Annotated in this window: 3 protein-coding genes; 1 reads left to right on the forward strand and 2 read right to left on the reverse strand. The window is 57.7% G+C overall.

Annotated elements, in window-relative coordinates; translation table 11 throughout:
• Positions 1–363: 363 nt before the first annotated feature.
• Positions 364–20,493, forward strand: coding sequence for an S-layer family protein (locus K5Q35_RS08695; RefSeq protein ID WP_220799270.1), 20,130 nt, complete (start codon positions 364–366; stop codon positions 20,491–20,493).
• Between the two features lie 276 nt (positions 20,494–20,769).
• On the opposite strand, the gene K5Q35_RS08700 is transcribed toward K5Q35_RS08695, so the two are convergent.
• Both K5Q35_RS08700 and K5Q35_RS08705 read right to left on the reverse strand, forming a co-directional pair.
• A complete protein-coding gene (locus tag K5Q35_RS08700; protein WP_220799271.1) occupies positions 20,770–21,762 on the reverse strand; it encodes an aldo/keto reductase in 993 nt (330 codons plus the stop codon).
• A gap of 147 nt (positions 21,763–21,909) precedes the next feature.
• Positions 21,910–25,053 (reverse strand): efflux RND transporter permease subunit, encoded by a 3,144-nt coding sequence (locus K5Q35_RS08705; protein ID WP_220799272.1) that lies wholly within the window; start codon positions 25,051–25,053, stop codon positions 21,910–21,912.
• Position 25,054: the final 1 nt, after the last annotated feature.

Raw genomic sequence — 25,054 nt, forward strand, 5'->3', positions numbered from 1 at the left:
CGCGTCCGGCGTATGCGATGCTTTTTAAATGCCCGGCCTAAATAGCTAAATGCTTGGTCGACTTCACCAATCAAGCGTACCGCAGATACCGCACTGCCGGTCATCTCAAGGAAACCCTGCGCGCTTCGCAGGTGAGGCATCTACACGCATAAGTCGAAATTACGACTCTTCGTTAAAAATAGCTGCGTGCCAAGGCCTTCAAACGATGACTTTTAGTCAGACGTCACGAGGCGAAAGCCGGGAAATTGGTTGACAGAAGCTTAAGGGCGATGAAGTCTATTAACCAAATTTGGGGCTATTTTCAGGCCCCGCTAGGTTTTTTTGTCCGCATTTAGGCGGATCCAGATATTTTATGAGGGCCCCATGAATTCTCCTTTGACGCCAGAACAACTTGTCAACAGCTTTACCGTCGGAAATCAAAACGAAGCGCGGGTCGAGACACTGGCTGATGGCAGCTATGTGATTGTTTGGGTGTCGACGGGTCAGGACGGGGATCAGGACGGTATATTTGCGCAAAGGTTCTCAGCGCAGGGCGAACGTATTGGCGCGCAGACCCTCGTGAATGAGACAGCCAATGAAATTCAGCGCGACCCGTCGATTGCCGCGACGGATGACGGCGGGTTCGTGATCGTCTGGGAATCCCGCAATCAGGATGTGCCGGGCTCCTTTGACTTTGGCATCTACGGACAGCGCTTTGCGGCGGATGGGTCCAAAGCGGGGGGCGAGTTTCAGGTCAATGCGGTGAACATATCTGTCACGCAGTTTGATCCTGAGGTCGCAGGCGTGCCCGGTGGCGGCTTTGCCGTCGCCTTCACGGATGATTCCGGGGATGGCAGCAGCGATGGAATCCGCGTGCGTTTCTATGACGCTGCGGGCGCGCCTCTTGGTGATGACGTGCAGGTCAATTCGGAAATTTCGGGAAATCAGGGGGAGGTCTCGATTGCTGCTATTGCGCCAAGTGCTGGCGCTAATGGGCTGGCCGCTGGCGGTATTGTCGTGACCTGGACCAGTCCTGCGTCTGGCACAGCGGGCGATGGATCAAGTCAAGGCGTTTTCGCACAGCTTTATGAACCGAACGGCACCGCGATTGGCAGCGAGTTTCTGGTCAATACGACAACGGCGGGCGCGCAGCAGGACTCTGCCGTCTCAGGGTTGGACAGTGGCCGGTTTGTGATTGTTTGGGAAGACACCAGCGCGGCAGATGGCAGTGGCTTTGGTATCTTCGGGCAGGTCTATGAGGGGGACGGTACAGCCGTAGGCAGCGAATTCCAAGTCAATGTTGAGACATCCTCTTCACAATATGATCCGGAGATCACCGCAACAAGCGACGGCGGTTTTGTGGTCACATGGACATCCGCAACCAGCGGCACGGCTGGCGACGGCAGCGGTGACGGCGTTTTTGCCCGACGTTTTGACGTCGATGGCGTCGCCGTGTCGGGTGAGATCCTGTTGAACGAAGAAATAAGCGGCTCTCAGCAGCGGGGCGATGTCTCAGCCCTTGCCAATGGCGATTTCGTGTCCGTCTGGACCTCTGACACATCAGGTGATGCGGGCGACGGGTCAGTGCAGGGTGTGTTCCAGCGTATTTTTGGGGATGAACTGACATTCTCAGCCCCCTCTGCACGGCCTCTGGTCGAAGCCTTTTCCGTGACGCGGACGTTCTCGGAAACGGATGTAAACGCAGCGCCACAACGGTTGGATGTCGATGGCGCGGTCGCGTTTTCGGATGCGGATTCAACGAATTTTGCGGGGGGGCGGATTGTCCTGTCCTCCATCGGGCAGTCTTTGTCCGAAGACGGTTTTTCCGATCAGGATGCCGATGCACAGTTGCAATTGGGATTGGACGGCACAGGGGCTGTCGCGATCAGCGGCACGAACGTTTCTGTCGGTGGGACACTTATCGGCAGCATCAGCAGCGACGGCGCTAATGGTACAGCCTTTGTCATTGACCTGAACACTGCAGCTGATGCCGCAGCGGTCGAGGTCTTGTTGGAACATTTGACCTTTGGCATTGCCTCGGACGACCCGCGCGCGCAGACGACGCTTGAGCTGTTGGTCGAAGATGGCGATGGCGCGACATCTGATCCCGTCCTGATCAGTGTCGAGGTGACACCGGAATCCGACACCGATGGGTTTGTCGGAACCGAGCGGCAGGTCAATACAGTCACGGTTTCAAGCCAGTCGGACTCGGCGATCTCGGCTCTGGCGGATGGCGGTTATATCTCCGTCTGGACGTCGCAGAACCAGGACAATTCGGGCGACAATGACTTGGGCGTTTTTGCACAGCGTTATGATGCGGCGGGTGGCGCAGTTGGCCCGGAATTTCAGGTGAACACGACGGTTACCTCGTCGCAGTTTGACGCGGATGTTGCCGGGCTCAATGACGGCGGATGGGTTGTTGTCTGGGATGACGACACGATCACCGGTGTGCGCCTGAATCGCTATGATGCGTCCGGTGCACTGATTGCCAGCGAGGTGCAGGTTGAGACCGAAACCTCAAGCAGCCAGTTCCAACCACAGGTCACAGGGCTGAGCAATGGCGGCTATGTCGTCACCTGGACCTCGGTGAATTCCAGTACGGCCGGGGATGGCAATTCAAACGGTGTCTTTGGCCAGTTGTTCAATGCTGCAGGCGCGCGTGTCGGCGGCGAAATTGCGATCAATGAACAGACAATCAGCGCACAGGATACCGCTGCGGTTGCGGCCCTCAGCGGCGGTCGTTTTGTTGTGGCTTGGGAGGAGAATGACGTTGCCAATGGGGATGGGTCCTCATCATCCCTATCAGCGCGTATTTTCGATAGCTCTGGCAGCCCGGAAGGCGCGGAATTTCAAGTCAACTCCTTTGTGAACAACGCGCAGTCGGTGCCCAAAGTTGCAACGTTGGACAATGGTGATTTCGTCGTTGTCTGGCGCTCTGAGGGTCAGGATTCCAGTTCTGGCGGGATTTACTATCAGCGCTACAGCGATGCAGGGGTCGCAATCGGTGCCGAAACCCGCGTGAACGATACGGTGATCGGGGACCAGACGTTCCCTGATATCATCGCGTTGGATACAGGTGGCTTTGTCATCGGCTGGACGGATACATCCGTGCCCGCGCCGGGCAATGGTCAGGATGTGTTCGTGCAGGTGTTTGACGCGGATGGGACGCGGCTGGACAGTGAGACGCGGGTCAATACCGAAGTCCTGTCGACGCAAAACGAAATTGCATTGGCCGCCTTGCCCAATGGAAATTATGTCGTTCAATGGACGTCGGAAACTTCGGGTACGGCTGGCGACGGCGATAGCCGCGGTGTTTTCCAGCAAATCATCGGGGATCCGGCCGAGATATCGCAATCTGCGGCTCCTGTGCTTCAAGGATTGCCGCTGATCATCGATATTGACGAAGATGTTGCAAATGTCGGCAGCCAGCTTGTTTTGACGGGTGGCCTGTCTTTGACCGACGCGGATTCCAGCGATCTTGAGGGCGGGGTCGTCCGTCTGAGCCGCGTTGTGACGGAGCCGCTCGCGGACCGCTTCAATGCACCCGATGATCTGTCACAGGATTCGGTGTTTGTCGCTGTTGGCGGCACAGTCACGCAAACCGGCGCGACGCTGCGGGTCGATGGTGTGGCAGTTGCAACGGTGTCTTCCGATGGTTTGAACGGCGCTGATTTGGTTTTGGACCTTCTTGCAGGTGCTACGCCGGACCGTGTTCAATCGTTGCTGAATGCTCTGTCGTATCAGACGGATTCTGATAATCCGCGCGATTCCCGCACGTATTCGCTGTTGATCGAGGATGGCGATGGCGGGCTGACCCAGCCGCGTTCGCTGGAAATCCGCATCAACCCAGTCGCCGAGGCAGGTGCGCCGATGCCGGTTGGACCCGAAGAGCAGGTGAACAGCTTTGTCGCCGATGCGCAGGACCAGCAGGAAGTGGCGGCGCTGACGGACGGCGGCTGGGTTGTTGTCTGGGACTCCAACGGTCAGGACGAAAGCGGTGAAGGTGTCTTTGGCCAGCGGTATAATTCCGAAGGCGCGCGCATTGGCGGTGAATTTCAGGTCAACACCTTAACCTCCGGCAATCAGGCAGATCCGGTCGTCACCGGGCTGGAAGACGGCGGTTGGGTGGTCGTCTGGGAGTCCGGCTTCCTCGATGTGCCCGAAAGCAGCGACCTCGGGATTATTTCGCAACGCTATGCGGCAGACGGCACGCCTGTTGGAGGCGAAACAGTTGTCAACACGACGGTGATATCCACGCAGTTTGACCCCGCCGTTGCTACCATCCCGACCGGCACACCGGGCTTTGCAAATGGCGGGTATGTCGTTGTCTACACTTCCGACGGTGGGGACGGCTCTGCGGATGCCGTTCTGATGCAACGCTTTGCGACAGACGGCACGCCCGTCGGGAGCGAGCTGGTCGCGAATACGACATCCGCCGGCAATCAGGGCACGGCAGATGTGGCCGTCCTGACCGATGGCAGCATTGCTGTAACCTATTTCTCCGGTAACACGGCCTTCGTGCGGGTGTTCAATCCCGATGGCACCGAAGCAGTCGCAGAAACTCAGGTTGGCATTACATCAAGCAGCACGTCTGAGGCGGATATTGCAGCGACGGCGGATGGTGGTTTTGTCATTGCATGGACGGATACGAGCGGCCTTGATGGGTCCGGTCAGGGTATCGCTGCGCAAAGGTATGACGCTTCCGGTGCGCCCGCAGGTGACGTTTTCATAGTCAATGACAGTTTTTCCAGCACCCAAAGCGAAGCCAATGTGATCGGGCTGGACGATGGCACGTTCGTCATCGCGTGGCGTAATTTTGCAGGGAATGCGGATGCAAGCGGCGATGCGGTGCTCGCACAGCGCTATTCGGCGACTGGCGAACGTCTCGACGGGGAGTTCCTGCTCAATCAGGAAACCTTTGTCAGCAGCCAGTTCTCACCTAAATTGGCGGCCTTGCCGGGTGGCAATTTTGTGGCGACCTTCTCATCGGTGACCTCCGGCACCTCGGGCGATGGCAGCAGCAACGGTATCTTTCAGCAAATCTATGGCAACCCGGCAGATTTCACACCCGGTGCCGCGCCAGTTATACAAGGGTTCTCAGACACCGCCGTCTTTGACGAAGCGGATATCAACGCGGGCCTGCAACGTTTGGACGCCGATGCGACTGTTGCGTTTGGGGATGCGGACTCAAATGACTTTGACGGGGGTGTGCTCACGCTCGCGGTTGCGCAGACTTTTGACGATATCGAACAACTCAATCCGGGTGATGATGAAACGCAGGACCAGCTTGGTCTCGTGGCCGGGGATGTCGGAAATGGCGATGTTCAGTTCTCTGGCCTGAACAGGGGTGACACAGTTACGGTAGACGGCGTTACGGTTGGTACGATCACAAACAGCGGGCCGGTTTTTTCAATCACGTTGAATACAAACGCAACCGCTGAGGCCGTTGAGGCTTTGCTGGGCAATCTTGCATACGGCAATGGTTCGGATGCGCCGGTGGCAGCCCGACGCCTGAGTGTCGACCTCACCGATGGCGATGGGCAAAGCACACCCACGCAGCTTATAGAAGTAACAGTGGTTCCCGATGTGGATTCCACACTTGTCGCGAGCGTCGAGCGCGGTGTGAACGCGCACACAGAAAGCAATCAGGACAATGCGCAGGTCGCTGAACTGACCGGTGGTGGTATCATTGTTGTCTGGCAGTCAACCAACCAGGATAACATCAGTGATTTCAACACGGGCGTGTTCGGCCAGCTATATGATGCGAACGGAATTCCCTCAGGTCCGGAGTTCCTCGTCAATGATGTAACTCTAAGTGCGCAAAGTGCGCCCAGCGTTACGGCGACCGCCGACGGCGGCTTCGTCGTTGCGTGGCAATCGACCAATCAGGATAATCCCGGCGACTTTGATCAAGGGATCATCGCGCAGCGCTTTGACGCGAATGGTGTTGAGCAAGGTTCTGAAATTGTCGTAAATACAGCAGTGGCGCTATCGCAGTTCGCACCTTCGGTCGCATCCTTTGCCGATGGCGGATTTGTCGCCACCTATGTTTCGGATGACGGTGATGGCAGTCAGGACGCAATCCTCAGCCAGCGATTTGACGCAAATGGGGTTGCTGTCGGTGCCGAGATCACGGTGAACACGGCGACCGTGACGGGCAATCAGTCGCAACCAGATGTCGCAACGCTAGTGGACGGGGTTGGCAACAATGATGGCCATGTGGTCGTCTTTACGTCCTTCGCGAGCGGGGCCGAAGGGGACGGGGATCGCAACGGTGTTTTTGCGCAGCGCTTTGACGCAAACGGTGCTGCAACCGGCGCGCAGTTTCAGGTCAACACAACAACGAATGATGATCAGTCGCAACCGGCGGTGATTGGTTTGGACGGTGGCGGTTTCGTCGTGGTCTGGACTGATGACCTGCTGGACGGGTCCGCTGGAGGTGTTTTTGCACAACGCTATGACGTCAATGGCGTTGCCGTTGGCGGCGAGTTCCGCGTCAACACGGACCGGCTCAACAGCGAAAGTGATGCGGATATCACGGCCCTGAGTGATGGGGGCTTTCTGGTCAGCTGGACCGCGGGCAGCAATCAGGATGGCAGCAGCGACGGTGTTTTCGGGCAGCGTTTCGACGCCAACGGTGACCGCATAGACGGTGAAATCCAACTGAACGTTGAGACATCATCCCAACAATTCCAATCCGCCGTCACGTCCTTCAACGATGGCTTTGCGGCGGTCTGGTCCTCCTTCACCAGCGGCAATTCGGGCGATGGATCCAGCTATGGCGTCTCGTTGCGTACATTTGAATCCGCACCGAGCGCGAACAACTCTCCTGTGCTTGAAGACGTTGAGCGAGATGTGCAGCTGTTTGCAGATGACATTGTGGGTGGCGCGCAAATTCTGGATGATGGCATCGGGTTTTCTGACCCTGACAACGCCAATTTCAACGGTGGCACACTTGAGGTCTATTACACCGCTGGCAGGACCGCGAGCGATCAGCTGAGCATCGCAACCGATGCCGCCGTCACAATTTCGGGCAGCACGATCAGTATCAATGGCACGGCAATCGGGACCATTGATGCCGCGCAAAACGGGGTCAATGGGGAACCCTTGCGGATCGATTTCAACGCGGCGGCGGATGCGGCAGCGGTCAAGGTGATCATGGAGCATTTGGCCTATGGTTCTACCGATACCGCCCTGAACCTGCAGTTCACCAACCGTGGCATTGGGTTCACCGTGACGGATGGGAATGGCGGTCAGACTGAGCCGGATTCGATCTTTGTGCGGATTGGGGCAGGGGCCTCGACAGCCACCGGGCTTACACTGGATGACTTTGCCGATCCCGAAAACGAAGCGACACAACTTGATGACACGCCAGCGCGCAGCGAGGCTGATCTGTTTAATGCCCCACAACTCATTGATGCAAATATCGACTTTGACGATCTGGCAGGCACGAGCTTTGACGGTGGCTTCTTACAGATTTCGGAAGTGTTCAATTCTTCGGCAAACAAACAGATATCTGTTCAAAACCAAGGAACTGGCGCGGGCCAAATCGGATTTGACGGAACAAATGTGTCCTATGAAGGGACCGCCATCGGTACGATCAACGCGACGTCGAACGGTGTTAACGGCGCGACCTTGCGGGTCGATCTGAATGCAAATGCATCCGAAGCCGGGATCGAGGCCCTCGCCGAAGCGCTGACATTTGGGATTACCGGCGGGTTGAGCAGTACAAATCGCCTCGGCTTTGATCTCACAATCGGCAATCAGGCCGGGAACCAGACCGGTTTCACCCGGATGGAGCAAGAACTTATCCGCGATCTGGTGACGATTGATACCGGCCTCGGCGTCGAATCGCAGGTGAATTCCTTCACCGCCAGCACGCAGCAGGCCCCGCGCATCGCGGAATTGAGCGATGGTGGCTACATTGTCGTCTGGAATTCGACGCAGCAAGACAACCCCGCCTCGGGTAATCGCGGAATCTTTGCACAAAGGTTCAATGAACAAGGCCAGCAGGTCGGCGTTGAGTTCCAGGTGAACGATATCGCTGTCGGTGATCAGATCCAGCCGCGGGCCGAGGGTCTGTCCAATGGGACGTTCGTGCTGCTTTGGAATGATAACACCGGGCGGGATGGCAGCGGGCAGGGCGTCTTTGCCCAGGTTTATCAGAATGACGGCACTGAGGTCGGTTCTGCCTTTCAGGTGAACGAAGAGTTTTCATCGACTCAAAACCAACCAGAAGCGGTTGATCTCGGTGCTGGCCGGTTCATGGTTGTCTGGACGTCAACGGCCTCCGGCACCGCAGGTGATGGCAGTAGCAATGGCGTGTTCGGGCGTGTTTTCGATGCCTCTGGTGCCCCGGAAGGCGGCGAGTTCCAGATAAACTCGACGACGGCTGGCGCACAGCAGCGCGCGCAGGTCACCTTGCTGGACAATGGCGATGTCATGGTCGTCTGGGAAGAGCAGGGCGGCAGCGATGGGTCGTCCATCGGCGTTTTCGCACAGCGTGTAGATACAAACGGTCAGTTGGTGACCTTTGATGGAACCCTCGCCGGTGCAGATGAGCAGCAAATCAATACGACAACGGCGGGCAGCCAATCTCGTCCGGATGTGGCTGCTCTTGGTGCCAGTGCAACACTGCCAAACGGTGGGTTCATCGTCGTATGGCAAAGCCCTGACGCGAGCAGTGATGGCATCTTCGGTCAGGTATATGACAGTAATGGCGTGGCACAGGGCGCTGAATTCCAGGTCAATACATCAACGATTTCATCCCAAGCCGACCCAATTGTCGTGGGCACGCCGGGTGGCGGCTTTACCGTCGCATGGTCAGACTCCAGCGGTGTTGACGGGTCCGGCGTTGGTGTGGTCGCGCAGCGTTTCAACGCGGATGGCTCTTTCGACGGCAATGCGTTTTTGGTGAACGAAGAGATCTCGTCGACGCAAAACCAACCCGACCTCGCCGTGTTGAGCAATGGCACACTGGCTGCTGTTTGGGCCTCGCAGACCTCTGGTACAGCCGGGGATGGGTCCGGGATCGGTGTATTCCAAGCGTTGTTTGATCAACCGACGCCACCCGCGGGGTCGATGGCACCGGTTCTGGCGGGTGTTGAGGAAACAGTGACCTTTGAGGAAAATGCCGCGAATGCGACCCCTCAATTGCTTAATCAGGACGGTGCGCTGTCGCTGACGGATATGGATTCCGCCGATTTTGATGGTGGCAGCATCCTCGTGCAGCGCATCGTGGGCAGCAGCCTCAATGAGGAACAACTGCGCGGCCCCGGCGAAGGCATTGCGCAAGACCTGCTGGGTGTTCTGGACGGCAATGGCGTCAGCGTTTCCGGAACGCAGGTCTCAGTTGGCGGCAGCGTCATCGGGACGATTGTCCAGGACGGCAGTGGCGGCAACCCATTGCAAATTGCGCTCAGTAGCGCATCGGCAACACCGGAAGCGGTGGAAGCGATCATTGCGCAGCTATCCTATCAGAACCTATCAGACAATCCGCTTGAATTACGCCAGGTCGCTGTTCAGGTGACGGATGGGGATGGCGGCTCAACCGGATCTCAAGTCATTGATATCATAGTAAATAGTGAAATAGACAGCACAGTTCTGCCGCAGGGCGACGAAGAGCAGGTCAATACATTTGTGACCGGCAGCCAGAATGACGCGGCTACGTCAGAGATATACGATTCCTCCGGTGCGCAGATCGGATATGTGGTGGTCTGGGTCAGTGCGGATCAGGACCGTGTGCAAGATGCCAGTTCCGGGATCTTCGGCCAGCGCTACGATCTGAACGGTGATCCCGTCGGTGGCGAGTTTCAGGTCAACCTGCATACCGAATTCGCGCAAAGCGATCCCACAGTCACCGGCCTGCCGACGGGTGGTTTTGTCGTCGGATGGAGTGATAACAGTTCTGCGCATCCTGCCGGAGTGCCCGCAGGAGAAGTCGGCGTGGGCACTTTCGCGCAGGTATTTGACGAAGCCGGCGTGCGGGTGGGCGATGAGTTCCTTGTGAACGACATCACCGCAAGCACGCAAGACCAGCTTGATCTCGCCGCGCAATCAGACGGTACGATTGTTGCTGTCTACTCCGACGCCAGCAGTGCGGATGGAAGCGGCTTTGGTGTTTTCCTGAGGCAGTTTGATGATACTGGCGCGCCCCTTGGTGCTTCTGTTCAAGTTAATGAAGAGACCTCATCGACCCAAAATGATGCGTCCGTTACCATTCTGAGCGGTGGGCGGATCGTTGTGACGTGGACGTCTTTCGCCTCTGGAACAGCCGGCGACGGCAACGCAAACGGCGTTTTTGCGCGTCTTTTCGAGGCGAATGGCACAGCGGTTGGCGGGGAATTCCAGGTCAATACTGCCACGCTCAGCAATCAGGACTCCGCGCAGGTCGCGGCCCTCGCAGATGGGTCCTTTGTTGTGGTCTGGGATGATGACAGTGGTGTGGACGGTAGCTCCACCGGCATCCAGATGCAGCGCTTTGACGCAAATGGGGTGGCAATCGGTGGCGAGACGCTGGTCAACGAAACCACTGTGAATGCGCAGTTTGATCCCTATATTATCGCGCTTGATACGGGCGGCTGGGTCGTGGCCTGGTCGGACAACGGCGGGAACGATGGAAGTGGAACCGGCGTATTTGGCCAAATCTATGCAGCTGACGGCAGCCGCATCGACGGTGAGTTCCAGTTGAACACCGAATTCAGCTCCACGCAGAGTGAAGCGCGTCTGGTTGCATTGCCCAATGGTGGTTTTACCGCTGTGTGGACGTCCTTTACGTCGGCCACAGCGGGCGATGGCAACAGCAATGGAATTTTCCAGCAGGTATTTGCCAACGCAGGCGACGTTCAGATCTCTGAGAACCCGGTTCTTGTTGCATTGGATGCGAGCGTCACGCTGGACGAAGCAGATGTGAACGCTTCAGGTCAGTTGTTCGCCACCGCCGCGGGCTTGGGAGATGCAGATTCATCTGATTTTGATGGCGGCGCATTGACGGTGTCGATGGTTGTTAACGATGTGATCCAATCGCAGTTTGCGGCACCGGATGACGCATCGCAAGACAGCCTCGGGTTCGATACGAGCGGTATTGTGTCCATCGCCGGGTCAACACTGTCGGTGAACGGGACTGCCATCGGGACAATCACTTCCGATGGTGCAGATGGCGCCGAACTGGTTGTGCAACTCAACGGTGCAGCCACGCAGCAGCTGGTTCAGGACGCAATCCGGTCCTTGACGTATGCGAATTCCTCGGACGATCCCGAGACGTCGCGTCTTGTCTCTATTCAGGTCAATGACGGTGATGGCGGGCACGTGCGCGAGCTGGTCCAGATTAACATCACGCCAGAAACCGACGGCGCGGTTCCGGTCGGCGACGAAGTCCAGACGAACTCTTTCACGACCAACAATCAATCCGACAGCAAGGTCGCATCGCTTGCTGATGGGGGATACGTTGTCGTATGGTCCTCGGCCAATCAGGATGCTACCGGTGATAACGATCTCGGTGTTTTTGCCCAGAGGTATGACGCTTCAGGTGCACCGGTCGGTGGCGAGATTCAGGTCAACACAAACGCTGCTTTTGCACAAAACAATCCCGATGTGGTTGGTCTGTCCACGGGCGGTTTTGTCGTCGCCTGGGAGGATAACTCCGGCCTGATCGGTGTCGACAATGACGAAGAACTCGCGATGCGGGTGTTTGATGCCAATGGCCAGCCCGTTGGCAGTGAAATCGCAGTGCCGAGCACGACGCATTTCGACGCGGATGCCCCTGCACTTGCAGCATTTGACAACGGTGATTTTGTCCTTGTCCGCAATGGCCGGGATGCGACCAGTCCGTTCATCGATGAAATTTATGTGCAGCGCTTCAATGATCAGGGCGGTGCGGTTGGCACGGAAACTGTGATTGCTCCACTCGGGTCTTCGAGCGCGGTGACACCGGATGTTGCGGTACAGTCGGACGGTACTTATGTCGTCGTCTTTACCGCGACAAATGTAGATAATCCGGGCGACAACGACACTGGTGTTTTCATGCAGCGTTATGCAGCGGACAACAGCCAGATCGGCGGACCGGTGCAGGTCAACACGACCGAGCGTTTCTCGCAGCTTGCGCCAAAGATTGCCGCAACCGAGGATGGCGGCTATGTCGTCGTATTTGAATCTGACGTGGCGGATGATTTCGGGTTTACCACATCCGCGGGCATCTACGCACAGCGATTTGACGGGTTTGGGAACCGTGTCGGGGAAGAGTTCCTTGTCAATGAGGTCGTGGATAATGCTCAGTCCGCCCCTGATGTTGTTGCGATTTCCGGAGGCGGGTTTGCGATAACCTACTCCGACAACAATGGCACAGACGGCAGTGGTGTGGGCGTGTTCCTGCAACAGTACGACGCGCAAGGAAACCGGATTGATGGCGCATTGCAGGTCAATCAGGAATTCAGTTCCACCCAGAACGAAGCCTCCATCGCAGCACTGCCGGGTGGAAACCTTGTGGTGTCCTTTACCTCGCAAACCAGCGGCACGGCTGGTGATGGGAGCAGTGGCGGCATATTCCATCGCATCATCGGGGACCCCGCAGATTTCGCCAGCGGCGGCGACCCGGTCGTCGAGGGGATCAACCGCGAGGTCACATACCTCGAAAACACGCTGAATGGTGTGCCTCAGCTGATTGACGCGGATGGAGCTGCGGCCGTGTCCGACGCGGATTCAGCTGACTTTGACGGCGGGTCCATCCTTGTCTCAAACCTGATATCTTCGGCGCCGTTGATCAATCAGATCAATGCACCGGATGACCTCACGCAGGACCAGCTCGGTCTGCGTCAGACGACCCAGATCACGATTGCCGGTACGGCGGTCTCGGTGGATGGGACAGAAGTGGCCCAGATCATTCAGAACGGTCAGGACGGCACACCGTTTGAGTTGCGCCTGAATGCCAATGCAACGGCCGAGATTGTGGAACTGTTGGTCGAGAACCTGACCTATCGCAACATTTCCGATGATCCGCTGGCGACGCGGGATCTGCGTATTCAGGTGACCGATGGCGATGGCGGCGCGTCAGAGCCGCAGGTCGTCACGATCACCATCACGCCAACGCCGGATTCTGCTCAGCCCGTGGGTGCGGAGCAGATCGTGAACACGACTGACACGGGAAGCGAAGATAACCCGGAAATTGTGACCTTGCCGGGGACCGGTGGCGATTTCATCGTCACATGGACGAGCTTTGGGACGGATGGCAGCCGAGAGGGTATCTTTGGCCAGCGCTTTGACGTGAACGGCAATAAGCTGGCACGCGACGGGACGGGTCTTGCCTCAGGTGCAAGCGATGAGTTCCAGATCAACACGACCACCGCACAAGATCAGGCGTCGCAGGAAATCGCCGCCTTTTCGAACGGTGGCTGGGTTGTTGCGTGGGTGGACGACGCGCTGGACGGAAGTGGCAGCGGCATCGTTGCGCAGGTCTTCAACCCTGACGGGACGCTGAATGGCAGTGAATTTGTTGCAAACGATCTGGTGAGCAGTACACAGTTCAGGCCCGACGTTGCCGTATTGAGTGACGATACATTTGTGATCACCTGGGAATCCGCGAATTCAGCCGGTGCGGGTGATGGCAATGGTAGCGGCATCGTCGCGCGGCATTTCCAGGCGGATGGCACGCCGATCAGCAGCCAGTTCGTCGTAAATACGGAAACGGTCAGCACGCAGTCGGACCCTGCGGTCACTGAACTGAACGATGGTGGCTTCCTCGTTACTTGGCAGTCGTTCTCCAGTGCCGGATCTGCGGACGGCTCCGGCTTTGGTATTTTCGCACAGCGCTATGATGCCAGCGCAGCACCTGTGGGTGCTGAGTTCCAGGTCAATACCGCGACGCGGAGCGACCAGACGGACGCCGAAGTGACTGTTCTGAGCGACGGAAATGTCGTCGTGACATGGACAGACTCTGTCGCGGACCTGAGCGGGACTGGCATTTACGCCACGATCATCGCCGCTGACGGTACACCGCTGGTGGACGAGTTCCGCGTCAATGACCAACGTTTGTCCACGCAGAACGACCCCGTGGTCGCTGCATTGGACAACGGCGATTTCGTTATCGCATGGGTCGATCACGCCGGAACGGATGGATCAGGTCAGGGCGTATTTGCGCAGCAATACGATTCCAGTGGTGCGCGTGTGGACAGCCAGTTCCAGGTCAACACAACCACAAGCGGGTCGCAAAACCAGCCTGATATTGCCGGTCTGCCCGGCGGTGGTTTTGTGATCACGTGGAACGGGTCAGTTCTGATCCAGATCTATGGCAATGATGCGCCGTCGATTTCGCCGGTATCTGCCAATGGCGACGAAGATACGGCGATTGTACTGGATGCCGCGATCTTTGAGGCTGGCTTTGTTGACCCGAACGGCAACACGCTGGAAGAAATCCGCATCGAAACCTTCCCGGTGAATGGCGCATTGGCGCTGAATGGTGTGCCGGTGATTGCAGGTCAGGTTGTGTCGCGTGCGGATTTGCTGGCGGGTAATCTGATTTACACCGGTAATCAGGATTTCAATGGCCTTGATAGCTTCCTGTGGACGGGTTCTGACGGGATTGCCTTCTCGCAAGATCCGCCCGTTGCTGCGAATATTACCGTTGATCCGGTCAATGATGCCCCCGGTCTGGAGGCCGGTGCAGATACGAGTGTCGGTGAAGGCGCAAACCTGAACCGCACCCTGACGCTGACGGACCCGGATACGGACTCGCGTTCTTTCACGGTGGATTATGGTGATGGTTCGCCCGTTGCGACGTTCACCACGTCGTCGCTGTCTCCTGTGCTGAACCATGTTTTCGCGGGCGAAGGCACCTTTACCGTCACGGTGACGGTGGATGACAATGCGGGTGAGGTAAATTCGGTTGAGACCGATACATTCGAAGTGACGGTGGTGAATGCCAACCCGAATGCCACGAATGACTTTGTCAACGTCAGCGAAGACGGCCCCGCAGTGACAGGCAACGCCCTGACCAACGACAGTGATCCGGGCGGGGATGCGCTAACGGTCAGCGCGGTGAATGGTGTTGCGGCAAACGTCGGGCAGCAGATCACGCTGGCGTCGGGGGCGCTGGTGACACTGAATGCGGATGGCAGCTTTGACTATGATCCAAACGGTCAATTCGAAGACCTCGCGGATTTCCAGACCGCTACCGATCCGCTGTCTTACGAGATTTCGGACGGGGAAGGCGGCACGGATACGGCCACGATCAACTTCTTTGTACGGGGTGAAAATGATGATCCCGATGCGGTTGATGATGCCTTTGCCGCCAATGATGACAACCCGATCTCAGGCAATGTGCTGAATGACAACGGCAGCGGCGCTGACAGCGATGTGGACGCGGTCAACACCCTCACTGTGTCCGAAGTCAACGGTCAGGCGGGCGATGTTGGCAACCAGATCACTCTGGCGTCTGGCGCGCTGTTGACGTTGAATGCGGACGGCACCTTTGATTATGACCCGAACGGCGCCTTTGGCACCGGCGGCACCGATAGTTTTGACTATACGCTGTCAGACGGGCGCGGCGGCACAGACACGGCGTCGGTTACGATCTCGATCAACGGGACCAATCCACCTCCGACAGCGCGCGACGACAGTATCGCCGCGGATGAAGAGGTGACAGTCAATGGCGATGTTCTGGCCGATAACGGCAATGGCGCCGATAGCGATGCCGGTGGCGATCCGATCACCGTAACGCAAGTGAACGGCAGCGCCGCCAATGTGGGTGTGGCCGTGCTACTTGCGGGTGGCGGGCAAGTCACCCTGCAAAGCAACGGTCAGTTCAGCTTTGACCCGAACAACGGCTACGAAGATCTCAGCGTCGGAGATACCGCGACCGAGACCTTTGAATACACGATCGAAGATGGCAATGGCGGCAGTGACACAGCGACCGTGACGCTGACGATTGCAGGTGTGAACGATGCGCCGCTTGGCGTAAATGACACGGCCAGCACGGATGAAGACAGCTCGACCTCCGGCAATGTCCTGAGCAATGATACCGATATCGATGCCAACGACACCCTTGTGGTCACCGAGGTTGGGGGATCGACCCTCGCGGTGGGCGTCGCCACCACAACCAGCAGCGGCGGCTCTGTCACATTGGGCTCGGATGGGCAATTCATCTATGATCCTGGCACGGCGTTCAACACGCTGAGCGTGGGGCAGACGGCGACGGATTCGATCAGTTACACCGTGGCGGATGGCAACGGCGGCAGTGCGACCGCGACCCTGTCAATTGTCGTGAACGGTGTAAATGACGCGCCGGTTGCAAATGATGATGCGCTGGCGGTCGGTGAAGACAGCACCCTGTTTGGCAACCTCACGGCGGACAATGGCAACGGGGCCGACAGCGATCCGGATGCCTCTGACGTGCCCTTTGTCAGTGCTGTCAACGGGCAGGCGGCGGATATCGGGCAACAGATCACGCTGGCCTCCGGCGCTTTGCTGACCGTCAACGGATCGGGCACATTCAGCTATGATACCAATGGGGCGTTTGACACGCTGAACGCGGGCGAGACGGCCACCGACAGCTTTGTCTACACCTTGTCGGACGGGAACGGCGGCACGGATACGGCCACGGCGACCATCACGATCAACGGCGATGCAGATGCGCCGGTTGCTGTTGATGACAGTGCCGCGACGGATGAGGCCACGGCGGTCACTGGTGACGTGCTCGCCAATGACACGGATGCAAATGGCGACACGCTGCTGGTCAGCGCCGTCAATGGCGCGGCGGGCGATGTCGGTGTGCAAGTGGCGCTGGCCTCCGGTGCATTGCTGACGTTGAACAGTGACGGCACGTTCGACTACGACCCGAACGGGCAGTTTGAAACCCTGTCTGCGGGCCAGTCGGGAACCGACACGTTTGACTACACGGTCTCTGACGGCAACGGGGGGGCGGATACCGCAACGGTGACCGTCGATATCTCGGGTCTGAACGATTCACCCATCGCGCAGGGCGACTTCTTTACCACAAGCGAAGACGCCGGACTCGTCGGGGTGGACCTGTTTGCCAATAACGGCGGCGGGGTGGACAGCGACATTGATCAGCTGGACATGCTGGTTGTGACGCAGGTCGACGGGCAATCCGCAAATGTTGGCACGCAGGTCCAACTTGCCTCGGGTGCTTTGCTGACGGTGAATGCCGATGGCACGGCTGACTATGACCCGAACGGCGCGTTCGAGTTCCTGAGCGTTGGCGCGACGGCGACGGACAGCTTCACCTATACCATCAGTGATGGGAACGGCGGCACCGACACGGCCACGGTCAGCATTGGCGTGAGCGGCGTGAATGATGCACCGGATGCGGTGGATGACAGCCGTGGCGTAAGCGTCGATGGCGCGCTCAGCGGCAATGTGCTGAGCGACAATGGCAATGGCGCGGACAGTGATATTGACGGCGATACGCTTTCGGTGACCGCGCTGAACGGCTCGACAGTGGCGCTTGGGGTCGCGACGACGCTTGCATCCGGTGCCATCGTGACGCTGAACGCGGATGGGACGTTTGACTACGACCAGAACGGCAGCTTCAGCGGTCTGGGCGCGGGGACAACTGCGACGGACACCTTCGACTACACCATCAGCGACGGCAACGGCGGGACGGATACCGCGACGGTGACGATCACCATTGGCGGGTCGAACCTGCCGCCCGTGGCGATTGATGATGCCTTTGATACCAATGAGGATACGGCCTTTACCACCGGCTCGGTTCTGGGCAACGATGATGATCCGAATACTGATCCATTGTCTGTCACCGGCTTTGATGACACCACGACTGTTGGTATCGTCACAAATAACGGCGATGGCACGTTTGACTATAACCCCAACGGGCAATTCGAAACACTTGGGGTCGGTGAAACGGCGGTTGATACGTTCACCTACATGATCAGCGATGGCAATGGGGGCGTCGATAGCGCGACCGTCAACATCACGATCAACGGCGTAAACGATGCGCCAGTGGCGAGCGATGATGCGCTTGCTGTAACCGAAGATACATCGGGATCAGTGGTCGCTACCGCGAATGACACCGACATAGATGGTGACGACGTCGAGATCACATCGGTGGATGATCTTGCGACCATCGGTGCTGTGCTGGTCGAGGCGGATAATGACACCATCACCTACGATACCAATGGTCAGTTCGAAACACTTGCCCAAGGCGAAACCGCGACAGACAGTTTCAGCTACACGGTGACGGATGGAAACGGCGGCACTGCCACTGCGACTGTCGATGTGACGATCACGGGTGTGAATGACGGACCTGTTGCACAGGATGATACCGTAACGACGGACGAAGATACGGGCATCATTGGCGGCAGTGTGCTTGCGGATAACGGCAACGGGGTCGACAGCGATGTGGACAACGGCGCGGTTCTGAGTATCGCTGCTGTCAACGGGCAGGCGGGCGATGTCGGATCACAGGTCACGCTGGCCTCTGGGGCTTTGCTGACACTCAACGCGGATGGTACGTTTGACTACGATCCAAACGGTGCCTTCGAGGCCCTCGCGCTCGGAGATGTCGGCAGCGACAGCTTCACCTATACCCTGACGGATGAGTTCGGCGCAACGGATGACGCGACGGTCACTGTGTCAATCGACGGGGTGAATGATGCACCTGTTGCACAGGACGACAGCTTTGCGACGGATGAAGACACCGGCGTCAGTGGCAACATCCTGAGCGATAACGGCAGTGGCGCTGACAGCGATGTGGATGCCGGGGATACGCGGGTGGTATCGGCCATAAACGGCACTGCGGCGAGCGTCGGGGTGCAAATCACGCTCGCCTCAGGTGCGCTTTTGACTGTGGGTGCCGACGGTGCACTGGACTATGACCCGAACGGCGCGTTCGAGTTCCTGAGCGTTGGCGCGACGGCGACGGACAGCTTCACCTATACCATCAGTGATGGGAACGGCGGCACCGACACGGCCACGGTCAGCATTGGCGTGAGCGGCGTGAATGATGCACCGGATGCGGTGGATGACAGCCGTGGCGTAAGCGTCGATGGCGCGCTCAGCGGCAATGTGCTGATCGACAATGGCAATGGCGCGGACAGTGATATCGACGGCGATACGCTTTCGGTGACCGCGTTGAACGGTACGGCAGCGGCGCTTGGGGTCGCGACGACGCTCGCATCCGGTGCCATCGTGACGCTGAACGCGGATGGGACGTTTGACTACGACCAGAACGGCAGCTTCAGCGGTCTGGGCGCGGGGACAACCGCGACGGACACCTTCGACTACACCATCAGCGACGGCAACGGCGGGACGGATACCGCCACGGTGACGATCACGATCAGCCCAGAGGGTGGTGATGTCACCGCAGGCAACGATGCATTCGTTGTGTCCGAGGGCGAATTGACGGCTGCTGGCCGTAGCCTGTTCCGGCTTGCTGCAATCGACGATCGGACAGACCTGCTCGAAAACGACACGGGCGCGAACAAGATCATCTCGGTCAATGGTGCGCCGATCAAACCGGGCATTCTGTTTGCCGGTGACAACGGTGGCCAGTTCCGTGTGTTCGAAGGCGGCGTTCTCGACTTCCAGAATCGGGGGGATTTGGTTGCGCCCGGTGATACAACTGGTTTTACTTACACGGTCAGTGATGGCAACGGCGGTACGGACACAGCGACGGTGACCTTGACGATCGGGCCCGACATTGCCGCGGATGATACGTTTGACATCACCGAGGGTGAGTTGAGCGCCGAAGGCCGTAGTCTGTTCCGCCTTGGGGCGATCAATGACCAGACGGACCTGCTCGAAAACGACATCGGCGCGGACAAGATCATCTCGGTCAATGGCGAGCCGATCAAGCCGGGCATCCTGTTCGCGGGCGACAATGGCGGCCAGTTCCGTGTTTATGAGGGGGGCGTGGTTGATTTCCAGAACCGTGGTGACTTCGTGGCTGCGGGGGAGTCCACCGGCTTCACCTACACGGTCAGTGATGGCAATGGCGGCACGGATACCGCGCGGGTGACCTTGAATGTCGGACCAGATATCGCGGATGATGACGTCTTTATGGTGTCTGCGTTCGACCTGGACGATGCTGGCCGCAGCCTGTTCCGCCTTGGGGCGATCAATGACCAGACCGATCTGCTGGAAAACGACTTTGGTGCCGACGAAATTATCTTTGTGAACGGTGAGCCCATTGAACCGGGCATCCTCTTTGCTGGCGATAATGGCGGCGAGTTCCGGGTTTACCCGGGCGGGGTCGTTGATTTCCAGAACCGGGGCGATTTGGTTGATCCCGGAGACACGACCGGCTTTACCTATACGGTCAGTGACGGAAATGGCGGGACCGATACGGCAAGGGTCACGTTGGAAGTGGGCTTACCGGTTGTGACGGAACTGTATATGTATCACAGCTCATCAAGCATGAGCGCAGTAAATATTGTCGTAGATTTCTTTACAATCGATGATCTCACTGACCCATACACTGAGTATTCGTCTGGCTTGACGGTGCCAAACCTTCAACACGACGAGTTGGTGTTCATTGATGCCTATTAAAGCGTCATGCGAAAAACCTGAATCACGTAACGCTGCCTGAAATCAAAGATTTCAACGCGTTACGTGATACTTGATGTTTCAGGTATTTCGTCAGACGCTCTAAAGCACCGCAATATTCTGCCGCTCGTCTGCATGCTGTAAAGGTATACTGTTGGTAAAATGCTTCGACTTGCGGGCCGTGATCAAGGCCCGCAAGATCATTCTACGACGCCCGGTTGATGCCGGTTATTTTAACCGGACTGATCACTCTGCAGGGCAATGACACCTTAGGCAGGCTCAGCAGTATCCTTCCACACCCGGCCATTGCTCTGGTGCGTATCTGTCGCCATGGGCCCATCCAATCGGCAGGATGTCGTCTATGGCGTCTTTGATTTCTTGGGTCATCTCAAACGAGCACCCCTCGACGCACTCGGCCAAATGGGCTGCGCTGCGCGTTCCGGGGATCGGGATGAGGTGATCGCCCTGCGCCAAACACCACGCAATCGCCAGAGTTGCCGGAGAGGTATCAAGCGCCTGCGCGAGCGACTGGAACTGCGATATGAAGGTCATGTTGTGGCCGAAATTTGGCTCTGAAAAACGTGGTGTGCCGGTACGGAAATGACCTTTTTCAAAGGTCGCGGGATCAGGCGGCGTTGGCGTAAACATCCCGCGCCCGAGGGGGGAGAAGGGCACAAAGGCGACGCCGAGTGCTTTGCAGGTTTGGATCATCCCCATTTCAGGTTGGCGGGTCCAGAGCGAGTATTCGCTTTGCACGGCGTCAACGCCCCCCACCGCATTTGCACGTCTGAGCGATGCGGGCGAGATTTCCGAGAACCCAATCCCTCCGATCTTGCCTTCCGCCTTGAACGCCAACAGCGTTTCCATGACGTCTTCAATCGGAATATCCACATCACGGCGGTGCATGTAATACAGATCGACCTGCTCAAGCCCCAGCCGCGACAGGGAGCCTTCAAGCTCGGTACGCAGATAAGCTGCTTGGTTGTTAAATGTACGTGCGCCGGTTGCCGGATCACGCGAGATGCCCGCTTTGGTCGCGATGGTGAAACTGTTCTGGTTGGCCTTTAAGTAAGAGCCGATGACGCTTTCTGACACGCCCATGCCATAGACATTTGCCGTGTCAAGGAAATCGACGCCAAGATCCCGTGCCGCAGACAATGTGCTATGTGTCTCGGTTTCGGTTGTGGGGCCATAAGAGCCCGCAAAACTCCAACATCCCAAGCCGAACGCTGAAACTTTTTTCCCGTCCTGGCGCAGTTGTCGAAAGTGCATGTCTGACCTTTTGGTTTGTGTCGCGTTGGAGATGAGAAGACATTGTTTAGCCAGTCGACTGCAAGCGCAATCAGCAATGGTGCACAAGTACAAGACCGTGGTTCAAGCTGCACGCCTGCCCCATACATCGACTGCCAAAATGGCCGCCTAGTCCTTGGCTTCCTTTAAGGGAAACAAAGTCCGGATTGTCACATAGAATACAGGCGTGAAGAAGAGGCCCAAAAATGTCACGCCTGACATGCCGAAAAACACTGCCGTACCAAGCGCTTGGCGCATCTCCGATCCAGGCCCGGTGGCGATCATCAGGGGGACAACACCCAGAATAAACGCAAATGCGGTCATCAAAATTGGCCTCAGCCTCAGCTTGCTGGCTTCAAGGGCCGCCTCAACGGGGGAGAGGCCGCGTTCTTCCTGGGCCTGTTTGGCAAACTCCACGATCAGGATGGCGTTCTTGGCTGCGAGACCGACGAGCACGATCAGCCCAACCTGCGTCAGGATGTTATTGTCCATACTGCGATACATGACACCGGCCAAAGCCCCCAGAACCGCAAGCGGCACAACGAGGATGATGGCAACGGGCAGGGCCCAGCTTTCGTAGAGGGCGGCGAGGAACAAAAAGGCGAAAAGGATGGAAAAGCCGAAAATATAGGCGGCTGTATCGCCCTGATTACGTTCCTGCAAGGCTAGTTCAGTCCATTCAAAATCAACGCCCGGCGGCATCAGGGATGCGGCCATTTCCTCCATCGCGATAAGCGCTTCACCGGTTGACACACCCGGCGCCGCAGAGCCTTGGACGGGAACAGATACTTGCTGATTGTAGCGCTGCACCAACGCGGGGCCTGCGGTATCAACGATAGACACCAATGTGCCCAGCGGGACCAGTGCACCAGTTGCGGTGCGCACCCTGAGCGCGGTGATGTCTTCTTCGTCCAGTCGGAATTGTTCGTCCGCCTGCGCGCGCACCTGAAACAGCCGCCCCAAGGCGTTGTAATCGTTCACATAGGCAGAACCGAGGTTGATCGCGAGTGTTTCGAAAATTTCGCCAATGGGCACGTTCAGCATCTGTGCTCTGACGCGATCAATCTCCAGATAGACCTGTGGCGAGCTTGCGGAAAACGTCGTGAACACGCCCTGCACCTTGTCGGACTGCGCAGAGGCCCCCATGATGGCATAGGCCGTGCCGAGCACGCGCGACATGTCCGCGCTTTCGTTCTCGCGCAGTTGTAGCTTAAAGCCGCCACCGTTGCCAACGCCGCGCACAGCCGGAGGGGCAATCGCGATGATGAACGCTTCTCTGAGGGATTGCATGCGCCCGAATAGCTGACCGACGATTGCGCCTGCGTCCAGCCCTGATTCAATGCGGTTTTCAAAGCTGTCGAATGTGGTAAAAATCACCCCCTGATTGCTGGCATTGGTAAAAGTTGCCCCTGAGAAACCTGCAAAGGCGACGGCATTTGTCACCCCGGGTGTTTCAAGGGCAATTTCGGTTGCTTGCCGTATGACAGCGTCCGTGCGTTCCAGAGAGGCGCCATCGGGCAATTGCACCACGACAATGGCATAACCTTGATCTGCGTCTGGAATGAAGCCGGTCGGAACCTCCTGATTGATCCAATAGGTCACCCCAAGCAGCCCGGCAAAGGCTACAAATGACAGCGCCAGCATTTTGTATGATCGCACAAGTACCGAGACGATTGCGACATACCCGTTTGTCAACTTTTCAAACCCGCGATTAAACCCATCGGACAGCGGCCGTGTCAAAAGCGTCAGCGGGTTGCGTGACGGTGTGTCGCTGTGGGGCTTTAGGATGCTGGCAGCGAGGGCAGGCGACAATGACAGGGAATTTATCGTTGAAATCACTGTCGCCACGGAAATCGTAACAGCGAACTGCTTGTAGAATTGTCCGGTGATGCCGGGCACCAATGCGGCGGGGACAAACACCGCGATCAGAACCAGCGTTGTGCCGATGATCGCACTTTGCACTTCGTCCATTGTGCGTGCCGAGGCCTGCCGGGGTGTCATCCCGTTCTTGATGTTGCGTTCGACGTTCTCGACGACCACGATTGCATCATCGACCACGATGCCGATGGCAAGGATCAGGCCAAAAAGCGTCAGCAGGTTCAGCGTATAGCCAAGGGCAAACATCACCGCAAAGGTGCCGATCAATGATACCGGGATGGCAAGCAGCGGTATGATGGCTGTGCGCCAGCTTTGCAGAAAGATAAGAATAACCACGACCACCAGTAATATCGCCTCAAACAGGGTCTGATACACGGCGTTGACGGATGCCGATATGAATTCGGTCGGGTTGTAGACGACCTGATATTCAAGCCCGCGTGGGAAATCCTCGGCCAGTTCATCCATGACCGCTATGATCTCATCCGCAGAGGCCAGCGCATTTGAGCCGGGTCGTTGAAAAATGCCCAAGGCCACTGCCGGTTTGTTGTTGAGGTATGAGTTATTTACATAAGACCTCGCGCCGATTTCTACGCGCGCCACGTCCCGCACGCGCACCACGCGGCCGTCTTCGGAGGCTTTTACGATGACGCGGCCGAACTCACGCGGGCTTTCAAGCCGTCCTTGCGTGGTGATGGTGACCTGAAACGCGCTGTTCGTATCGTTCGGGGGCGCGCCGAGCGAGCCGCCGGATACCTGCACATTCTGCTCGCGCAGGGCATCAACCACGTCAGCGGCTGTCAGACTGAGCGAGGACAACCGATCCGGATCGAGCCAAACGCGTGCTGAGAACTCCCGTTCGCCGAAAATCAACAGATCGCCGACACCATCAAGACGTACCAGACGGTCGCGCACCCGTGCCCGTGCGTAGTTCGACACATAAAGCTGATCAAAGGTCTCATCCGGTGACAGCATATGCACGACCATCATCAGATCGGGTGAGGACTTGGTCGTTGTGACACCAAGCGCACGCACCTCTTGCGGCAAGCGCGGTTCAGCGATGGCGACACGGTTTTGAACGAGGACCTGCGCGGCATCAAGGTCGGTGCCAAGCTCGAACGTAATGCTCAGGCTCATCGACCCGTCTGCCGTGGAAAAGGACGACAGATAAAGCATCCCTTCCACACCGTTGATCTCTTGTTCCAAAGGTGTGGCGACGGTCGCAGCGATGGTTTCGGCATCTGCACCGGGGTAGTTCGCACGCACAACAATCGAAGGCGGGGCAATTTGCGGATATTGCTCAATAGGCAGCTGCGTGTAGGCGAGCATGCCGACAATCGTCATGATAACGGACATGACGATGGCAAATATGGGTCGGCTGACGAAAAAACGGCCCATT

This window comes from Roseobacter sp. OBYS 0001, from assembly GCF_019654895.1.
Lineage (GTDB): Bacteria > Pseudomonadota > Alphaproteobacteria > Rhodobacterales > Rhodobacteraceae > Roseobacter > Roseobacter litoralis.